The following is a 7,746-nucleotide window of genomic DNA, read 5'->3' as shown; positions in this document are numbered from 1 at the left end:
AGCAGTGAGTTACGCGCTTTCGCTTGCTAACTCGAGGTGGCGTATATTACGCTTTCCTCTTTCAGAGTCAACCCTTAATTTCAGGATTTTTAACTCTCATCGCCGCCGGTACACTGTGAAGTTGTTCGCATGTTCCGTGTCGATGGAGGCGCATTATAGGGAGTTCTGATGGTACCGCAACACCTAAATGACAGAAAAATGACTGACTGCTGCATTCCACAGCAAAACCCCGCCTTATACCCATTTACACACAGAGTTATCCACAAACGTGAGAAAACCCAAAAATTCGCGAGCGTTGCGCAAACGTTTTCGTTACAATGCCCGCGCTAAAACAAGGATGCCCCGTGAGGGGCGTTAGCTGAGTTTTTCGGTAAAAATTCAGCTAACGCTCTCTGTAATCGTCAAATCCAGGGGATTTACCATGCAACAACGTCGTCCAGTCCGCCGCGCTTTACTCAGCGTTTCTGATAAAGCCGGTATCGTCGAATTCGCACAGGCACTTTCCGCACGTGGTGTGGAGCTGCTGTCTACCGGCGGAACCGCTCGCCTGTTAGCAGATGAAGGTTTGCCGGTTACCGAAGTTTCCGATTACACCGGTTTCCCTGAAATGATGGACGGACGCGTTAAGACGCTGCACCCGAAAGTACACGGTGGGATCCTCGGCCGTCGCGGTCAGGATGATTCCATTATGGAAACGCACGGGATCGCGCCGATCGATATGGTTGTCGTTAACCTTTATCCGTTCGCCCAGACCGTTGCCCGTGAAGGCTGCTCTCTGGCAGATGCGGTTGAGAATATCGATATTGGTGGCCCAACGATGGTTCGCTCCGCTGCCAAGAACCATAAAGATGTCGCGATCGTAGTAAAGAGCAGCGACTACGCTTCTATTATTAGTGAGATGGATGCTCAGGAAGGCTCCCTCTCTATCGAAACTCGTTTCGATCTCGCCATTAAAGCCTTCGAGCACACCGCAGCCTACGACAGCATGATTGCCAACTACTTCGGCAGCCTGGTCCCGGCCTATCACGGTGAAACCACACAACCAGCCGGTCGCTTCCCGCGTACTCTGAACCTGAACTTCATTAAGAAGCAGGATATGCGCTACGGTGAAAACAGCCATCAACAGGCAGCCTTCTATATAGAAGAAGAAATAAAGGAAGCGTCCGTCGCTACCGCACAACAGGTGCAGGGCAAAGCGCTTTCCTATAACAACATCGCCGATACCGATGCCGCCCTGGAATGTGTGAAGGAATTCAGCGAACCGGCCTGCGTGATCGTCAAGCACGCCAACCCATGCGGTGTAGCGGTTAGCGACTCCATTCTGGATGCATACGATCGTGCGTACAAAACCGACCCGACTTCTGCGTTCGGCGGCATTATTGCCTTTAACCGCGAACTGGATGCCGAAACAGCACAAGCCATCATCTCCCGCCAGTTTGTGGAAGTGATCATTGCGCCATCTGCGTCTGAAGAAGCGCTGAACATCACCGCGGCGAAACAAAACGTCCGCGTGCTGACCTGCGGCCAGTGGGATACCCGCCTGGCGGGTCTCGATTTCAAACGTGTTAACGGTGGCCTTCTGGTTCAGGACCGCGATTTGGGTATGGTGACAGCTGGTGAACTGCGCGTGGTCAGCAAACGCCAGCCGAGCGAACAGGAGCTGCGTGACGCGCTGTTCTGCTGGAAAGTGGCCAAGTTCGTTAAATCTAACGCCATCGTTTATGCCAAAGAGAACATGACCATTGGTATAGGCGCCGGTCAGATGAGCCGCGTGTACTCCGCGAAAATTGCCGGAATTAAAGCTGCCGATGAAGACCTGGAAGTAAAAGGCTCCGCGATGGCGTCCGATGCCTTCTTCCCGTTCCGCGATGGGATTGATGCTGCTGCCTCGGTGGGTGTGACCTGCGTAATCCAGCCAGGTGGTTCTATTCGTGATGAAGAAGTCATTGCCGCCGCTGATGAACACGGCATCGCGATGATCTTCACTGACATGCGCCACTTCCGCCATTAATTCCTGGAGCAGACGATGAAAGTTTTAGTGATTGGTAACGGCGGGCGCGAGCATGCGCTGGCCTGGAAAGCAGCACAATCGCCGCTGGTTGATACCGTATTCGTAGCACCGGGCAATGCGGGCACTGCACTTGAGCCGACGCTGCAAAACGTGGCGATTAGCGCCACCGATATTCCGGCGCTGCTGGACTTCGCCCTGAGTGAACAGATTGGCCTGACTATCGTGGGTCCGGAAACGCCGCTGGTGCTTGGCGTGGTGGATACGTTCCGCAATGCGGGCCTGACCATTTTTGGCCCAACGCAGGCTGCAGCACAGCTGGAAGGTTCCAAAGCGTTCACCAAAGATTTCCTGGCACGCCATAAAATCCCTACCGCCGAATACCAGAACTTTACCGAGGTTGAACCCGCGCTGGTTTATCTGCGCGAGAAAGGCGCGCCGATTGTCATCAAAGCAGATGGCCTGGCCGCGGGTAAAGGCGTTATTGTCGCAATGACGCTGGAAGAGGCCGAAGCTGCGGTCCACGACATGCTGGCGGGTAATGCATTTGGCGATGCGGGCCATCGGATCGTAATCGAAGAGTTTCTCGATGGTGAAGAAGCCAGCTTTATCGTGATGGTCGATGGCGAGAATGTACTGCCAATGGCCACCAGCCAGGATCATAAACGCGTAGGCGATGGCGATACCGGACCAAATACCGGCGGCATGGGGGCGTATTCTCCAGCACCCGTGGTGACCGACGACGTTCATCAGCGCACCATGGATCGCGTTATCTGGCCAACCGTGCGCGGCATGGCGGCGGAAGGCAACATCTATACCGGTTTCCTGTATGCCGGACTGATGATTGATAAAGAAGGCAATCCGAAGGTTATCGAGTTCAACTGCCGTTTTGGTGACCCGGAAACACAGCCTATTATGCTGCGCCTGCAGTCTGACCTGGTTGAATTGTGCCTCGCGGCCTGCGCTGGCAAGCTGGATGAGAAAACCTCCCGCTGGGATCCACGCGCTTCGCTTGGTGTGGTGATGGCCGCAGGTGGATATCCGGGCAACTATCGCAACGGCGACGAAATTCACGGTCTGCCGCTGGAAGAAGTTGAAGGTGGGAAAGTGTTCCAGGCGGGAACCCAGCTTTCGAATGACGATCGCGTAGTGACCAACGGCGGTCGCGTCCTTTGCGTCACGGCGCTGGGCGAAACCGTGGCCGACGCGCAGAAACGTGCGTACCAGTTAATGCAGGATATTCACTGGGAAGGCAGCTTCAGCCGGAAAGATATTGGTTACCGCGCAATTGCGCGTGAGCAAGGTAAGTAATCCTGATCATTCGCCCTTTCCCGCGTGGAGAGGGCAATTCTTCTTAGAAACTCTTTTCCGTCGGCTGCCAGGTGCAGAAATCTTCATTCGCCACCAGCAACAGCTGCGAACCTTCCGGCGCTTCTAGCCACGCTACACTCACTTCCACCGAGGAATGACTCTGGCGTCGTTCGATGTGACTTATTGCATGCGCTTCTAAATCAGTCTTGATCGTCTGCCCTTCGCAAGTCGTCACGGTGTGATTTGCATGCCAGTGTCCCTGACGCAGTACCACACGGCCCTGACGCAGTGCATCGCTGGTCTGCCGGATTTGCTGCGCCTGGTAGCGATATAACGCAATCTGGTCGTTTGAAAGCTGCTGCTTCTGCCCGTCGACTTCCCGCTGCATAAAGCTCAGATCGCCGTGGTCATCAAAACGCACACGAATGTGTTCCGACGGCTTGCCGTAGATGTTGAGTTCAATCAGAGAGAGCGTATCGCCCTGCCAGCGGTATTCACTGGTTGAGGTGTTCCCGCTGCGCCACGGGCTGAATGCCGCGAGCATATGGGTTTCATTGTCGGAATCTTTACGCCAGATGCGCACTGCGCCTTGGTTGTCTGCATAACCGCTGGCAGTAAATGGCGGCAGAGACGAATTGTGGCTACAGGCAGACAGCAGCAACGCGCCAGCCAGCGTCAGCGAGCGACGCCAGATGGACAAAAGGGGCGAAACCGCCCCTTCGTTTAAACTGTTCACCGGCACGCAGTCTTACTTAACTGCGTCTTTCAGTGCTTTACCAGAAACAAATGCCGGCACGTTAGCTGCGGCGATTTTGATTTCGTTACCGGTCTGCGGGTTGCGGCCAGTACGCTCAGCGCGGTGGTTCACTTTGAAGGTACCGAAACCAACCAGTTGTACAGCATCACCTTCTTTCAGAGACTCAGTAATTGCAGCCAGAGTAGATTCCAGGGCAGATTTAGCCTGTGCTTTTGACAGGTCAGCCTTGTCCGCAATTACATCAATCAGTTGAGTCTTGTTCATATGTTATCCTTACAATGTGTTTATCGCTTGCTAAGCATCGAGTGCGACGGAAATGCCAAAAAAGCACTCTCCTGCATACACGCACCGATAGCCACTTTTTTTCGCCTTCCAAATGTAGACCAGACGGGGGGCAGATGTGAAGCCTTCAGGCACGACAATTCGGACTGAATGTCACGTTTTGTGGCTTCATTGATTAAAATTTATCCCGATATTACTCTCACCAGCCTCACGGAGGTCTGCGCGCAGCCCTTTTATCAATTCAAGATCGCGTTCTTCGCACTCGGCCAGAAGCCTGAAAATTTCCCACTGGATGTCCCATTCCTGCTCAACTGCTGGGTTTTCTTTCAGCTCTTCATCCGTCATTTCGCGACCGGCCTGGGTCATTTCAAGCATCGCAACGGTCGTGATAGAAGACTTGCTGACTTCAATGGCGTGCTCGAGGGTTTCACCACTCAGACGCGAATGCACCAGCTCACTCAATGCCACGCAGGCATCAATCGCCGGGTACACACCGTACATGTCGAAATCATCCGCAACCGGGATCGCTTCTTCCAGCTTTTCGAGCTGACTGTCGAAGTTTACCTTGGCGTCCTTCACGGTCAGGGTTTCCCAGATAAGATCGAGAATACGACGATAAATCTGCCCATCGGCAAATTCAGTCTGCTGACAGAACATGGCGTAGTTCGGATACATGCGCTCGCACAGGCAAGCCATGAAGGTCACATGCTGCCAGCTTTCCAGCTTCTCAAGGCGCAGATGAATCGGGTTTTGTAACATGATGAGCTCTCGAATGCGTTAATTAGCGGCAGTTTACCTGAATCAGGGCTGAATTGCTTGCCAACGCAGGAAGGCGGGCCTTCCGGAGGCAACCGCATCGGCCCAGCGGGTGGGTTCCGGTAAACGATAGCCCTGCGTACAGCGCTGAACCCACCCCAGAGCGCTGTCCTGGTTGACGCGATGCCCGGTGGCGATAAACAGCGGATTACAGCGCGCTTTGCTGCGCCAGACCCAACCCAGTTGTTCCTGTTTATCCATTAGGGGTGCCAGGGCGCCCGGTTCGGCAGACAGCGGTTCGAACTTGCCGCACAGACGTTTCTTCGCCACGCCAATCGTTGGAACATCCACCAGTAAACCAAAGTGGCTGGCGACACCCAAACGCCGCGGATGGGAAATGCCGTGTCCATCGACAAACAGTAGGTCGGGTTTACGGGAAAGCTGCTCCCACGCCGCCAGCAGCGCGGGATATTCACGGAATGACAGGAAGCCGGGGATGTAAGGCATGGTGGTAGGAATACGCGCTATCTGGTATTCCACTAATTCGAGGCCCGGATAGGTCAACAGGACGATGGCCGCGCGGGTTATCTCGCCACCCTGCTCGAATCCCACATCAGCACCGCCGATGAGCCTCGGAGGATCTTCAGAAAAACGATCCTCGCGGGTCACGGACGACGCTAACGCCCGCTGTTGTTCACGAAGATCCGCCAGATCCATGGTTCGTCCTTAGCGATGATACTGCGGCGACAGACGGTGTACGGCATCAACGAATGCCCCCGCGTGTTCCGGTGGAACATCCTGATGGATGCCGTGGCCAAGGTTAAACACGTGCCCTTCTCCCTCGCCAAATCCAGCCAGAATGGTCGCCACTTCTTCTTCGATGCGTGCAGGCTGCGCGTACAGCATCGACGGGTCCATGTTGCCCTGCAGCGCAACTTTATGCCCCACGCGACGACGCGCATCGGCAATATCCGTGGTCCAGTCGAGGCCCAGTGCATCGCAGCCGGTTTCTGCCATCGCTTCCAGCCACTGCCCACCACCTTTGGTAAACAGCGTTACCGGCACGCGACGGCCTTCGTTTTCACGTAACAGGCCATCAATAATTTTGTGCATGTAGTAGAGGGAGAACTGCTGATAGTCACGCCCGGTCAGCACGCCGCCCCAGGTGTCGAAAATCATCACCGATTGCGCCCCGGCTTTGATTTGCGCGTTCAGATAAAGCGTGACGCTTTTCGCCAACTTATCGAGCAGCAAATGCAGCGCCTGCGGATCGGCATACATCATCTTCTTGATAACGGTAAACGCTTTACTGCTGCCACCTTCAACCATGTAAGTAGCCAGCGTCCACGGGCTGCCGGAGAAACCAATCAGCGGCACTTCGCCCTTCAGTTCACGACGAATGGTCCGCACCGCGTTCATCACGTAGCCCAGCTCCTGTTCTGGGTCCGGCACTGGCAACTTTTCGATATCAGCTTTGGTTTTCAGTGGGGATGTAAAACGCGGGCCTTCACCGGTTTCAAAATACAGGCCCAGCCCCATCGCATCAGGAATGGTCAGAATGTCCGAAAAGAGGATCGCCGCGTCCAGCGGGAAACGGCGCAGTGGCTGCAACGTCACTTCGCAGGCCAGCTCCGCATTCTTGCACAGCGACATAAAATCGCCCGCTTCGGCACGCGTGGCTTTGTACTCCGGCAAATAGCGGCCCGCTTGTCTCATCATCCAGACAGGGGTGATATCAACAGGCTGGCGCAGCAGCGCACGCAGATAACGATCGTTCTTCAGTTCGGTCATGTTTGCAGTTCCTTTATGCGTCATGCGGGAAGTGTACCATCACTCATAGTCTGCCCGACACATCGCCACCGTATCTTCAATCAAACGGCGCGCCACGGTGCCCGGCGGGGGCAACAGCGGCAGGTTGTCATAGCGATACCAGTTGGCTTCAATCAGCTCTTTCGAGTCGATAACAATATCGCCGCTGTCGTAATCAGCCATATAAGCCGTCATCAGCGACTGCGGGAACGGCCACGGTTGCGAGGTCACATAGCGAAGATTTTTAACGCGGATGCTGCTCTCTTCCATCACTTCGCGCGCCACCGCTTGTTCGAGGGTTTCCCCGACTTCGACAAACCCGGCCAGCACCGTGTGCACGCCGTTGCGATGGCGCGTGTGCTGGGCCAGCAAAATCGAATCGTCGCGGCGGATAGCCACAATAATGCACGGTGCAATCTGCGGGTAATAACGCTCGCGGCAGTGACTGCACAGCATCGCCCATTCGGTTTTGCTCGGGTGCATAGTGTGCCCGCAGTATCCGCAGAATTTATGGGAGCGATAAAATTCCGTCAGCTGAACGCCACGCCCGGCAAGCTGGAACAACCCCACATCCTGATCCAGCACCTGACGAACCGTGCCCATATCCTGGCGTCGCGCCTGCTGAATCAGCCACACGGGTTCGCCCTGCCATTCCCCGACAGGCATCGCATTCAGGCCGACAAGATCGAATTTTTCCGCCTCGCCATGCGGCAACTCGCCGCCAGGTAGCCATAATTTCTGTTCGTGACTGACTATCCACCAGCCGCGATCTAATTTTTCAATTATACGATCCATATCTATTGCACTACCTTCGCTTCACTGG

The 7,746-nt window shown here is 55.0% G+C and carries 8 protein-coding genes; 2 read left to right on the top strand and 6 right to left on the bottom strand.

Translation table 11 applies throughout. The annotated features are described in order from the left end of the window. The first annotated feature begins 421 nt into the window (after positions 1-421). Complete coding sequence (purH, locus tag MUU47_RS00635; RefSeq protein ID WP_258986185.1) at positions 422-2,011, top strand: bifunctional phosphoribosylaminoimidazolecarboxamide formyltransferase/IMP cyclohydrolase; 1,590 nt, start codon at positions 422-424, stop codon at positions 2,009-2,011. A gap of 15 nt (positions 2,012-2,026) precedes the next feature. Next, positions 2,027-3,319, top strand: a complete 1,293-nt coding sequence (purD, locus tag MUU47_RS00630; RefSeq protein ID WP_258986184.1) for a phosphoribosylamine--glycine ligase — start codon at positions 2,027-2,029, stop codon at positions 3,317-3,319. A 43-nt stretch (positions 3,320-3,362) separates the two neighbouring features. Here the strand turns inward: purD and MUU47_RS00625 are convergent, their stop codons facing one another. From MUU47_RS00625 to nudC, 6 genes are all read right to left on the bottom strand, one after another. Continuing rightward, complete coding sequence (locus MUU47_RS00625; protein ID WP_258986183.1) at positions 3,363-4,055, bottom strand: DUF1481 domain-containing protein; 693 nt, start codon at positions 4,053-4,055, stop codon at positions 3,363-3,365. A 12-nt stretch (positions 4,056-4,067) separates the two neighbouring features. Next, the gene (gene hupA / locus MUU47_RS00620; protein WP_159762011.1) at positions 4,068-4,340 is read right to left on the bottom strand and encodes a nucleoid-associated protein HU-alpha; all 273 of its coding nucleotides are present in this window, start codon (positions 4,338-4,340) and stop codon (positions 4,068-4,070) included. A gap of 186 nt (positions 4,341-4,526) precedes the next feature. After that, positions 4,527-5,117 (bottom strand): YjaG family protein, encoded by a 591-nt coding sequence (locus tag MUU47_RS00615; RefSeq protein WP_110512506.1) that lies wholly within the window; start codon positions 5,115-5,117, stop codon positions 4,527-4,529. Positions 5,118-5,159: 42 nt separating this feature from the next. Further along, on the bottom strand, positions 5,160-5,831 hold the full coding sequence (nfi, locus tag MUU47_RS00610; protein WP_258986182.1) for a deoxyribonuclease V: 672 nt from the start codon (positions 5,829-5,831) through the stop codon (positions 5,160-5,162). Positions 5,832-5,840: 9 nt separating this feature from the next. Beyond that, on the bottom strand, positions 5,841-6,905 hold the full coding sequence (gene hemE, locus MUU47_RS00605) for a uroporphyrinogen decarboxylase (RefSeq protein ID WP_258986181.1): 1,065 nt from the start codon (positions 6,903-6,905) through the stop codon (positions 5,841-5,843). Positions 6,906-6,944: 39 nt separating this feature from the next. After that, positions 6,945-7,718, bottom strand: a complete 774-nt coding sequence (gene nudC / locus MUU47_RS00600; protein WP_258986180.1) for an NAD(+) diphosphatase — start codon at positions 7,716-7,718, stop codon at positions 6,945-6,947. Positions 7,719-7,746 lie beyond the last annotated feature (28 nt).

Source organism: Scandinavium hiltneri (assembly GCF_024764835.1).
GTDB lineage: Bacteria > Pseudomonadota > Gammaproteobacteria > Enterobacterales > Enterobacteriaceae > Scandinavium > Scandinavium hiltneri.
This window is presented reverse-complemented; position numbering and strand designations above follow the sequence as displayed.

Excerpts from the sequence above, each read along its gene's own strand:
- nfi (WP_258986182.1), bottom strand. The coding sequence starts at position 5,831 with ATGGATCTGGCGGATCTTCGTGAACAACAGCGGGCGTTAGCGTCGTCC.
- MUU47_RS00615 (WP_110512506.1), bottom strand. The coding sequence starts at position 5,117 with ATGTTACAAAACCCGATTCATCTGCGCCTTGAGAAGCTGGAAAGCTGG.
- nudC (WP_258986180.1), bottom strand. The coding sequence starts at position 7,718 with ATGGATCGTATAATTGAAAAATTAGATCGCGGCTGGTGGATAGTCAGT.
- purH (WP_258986185.1), top strand. The coding sequence starts at position 422 with ATGCAACAACGTCGTCCAGTCCGCCGCGCTTTACTCAGCGTTTCTGAT.
- purD (WP_258986184.1), top strand. The coding sequence starts at position 2,027 with ATGAAAGTTTTAGTGATTGGTAACGGCGGGCGCGAGCATGCGCTGGCC.
- hemE (WP_258986181.1), bottom strand. The coding sequence starts at position 6,905 with ATGACCGAACTGAAGAACGATCGTTATCTGCGTGCGCTGCTGCGCCAG.
- hupA (WP_159762011.1), bottom strand. The coding sequence starts at position 4,340 with ATGAACAAGACTCAACTGATTGATGTAATTGCGGACAAGGCTGACCTG.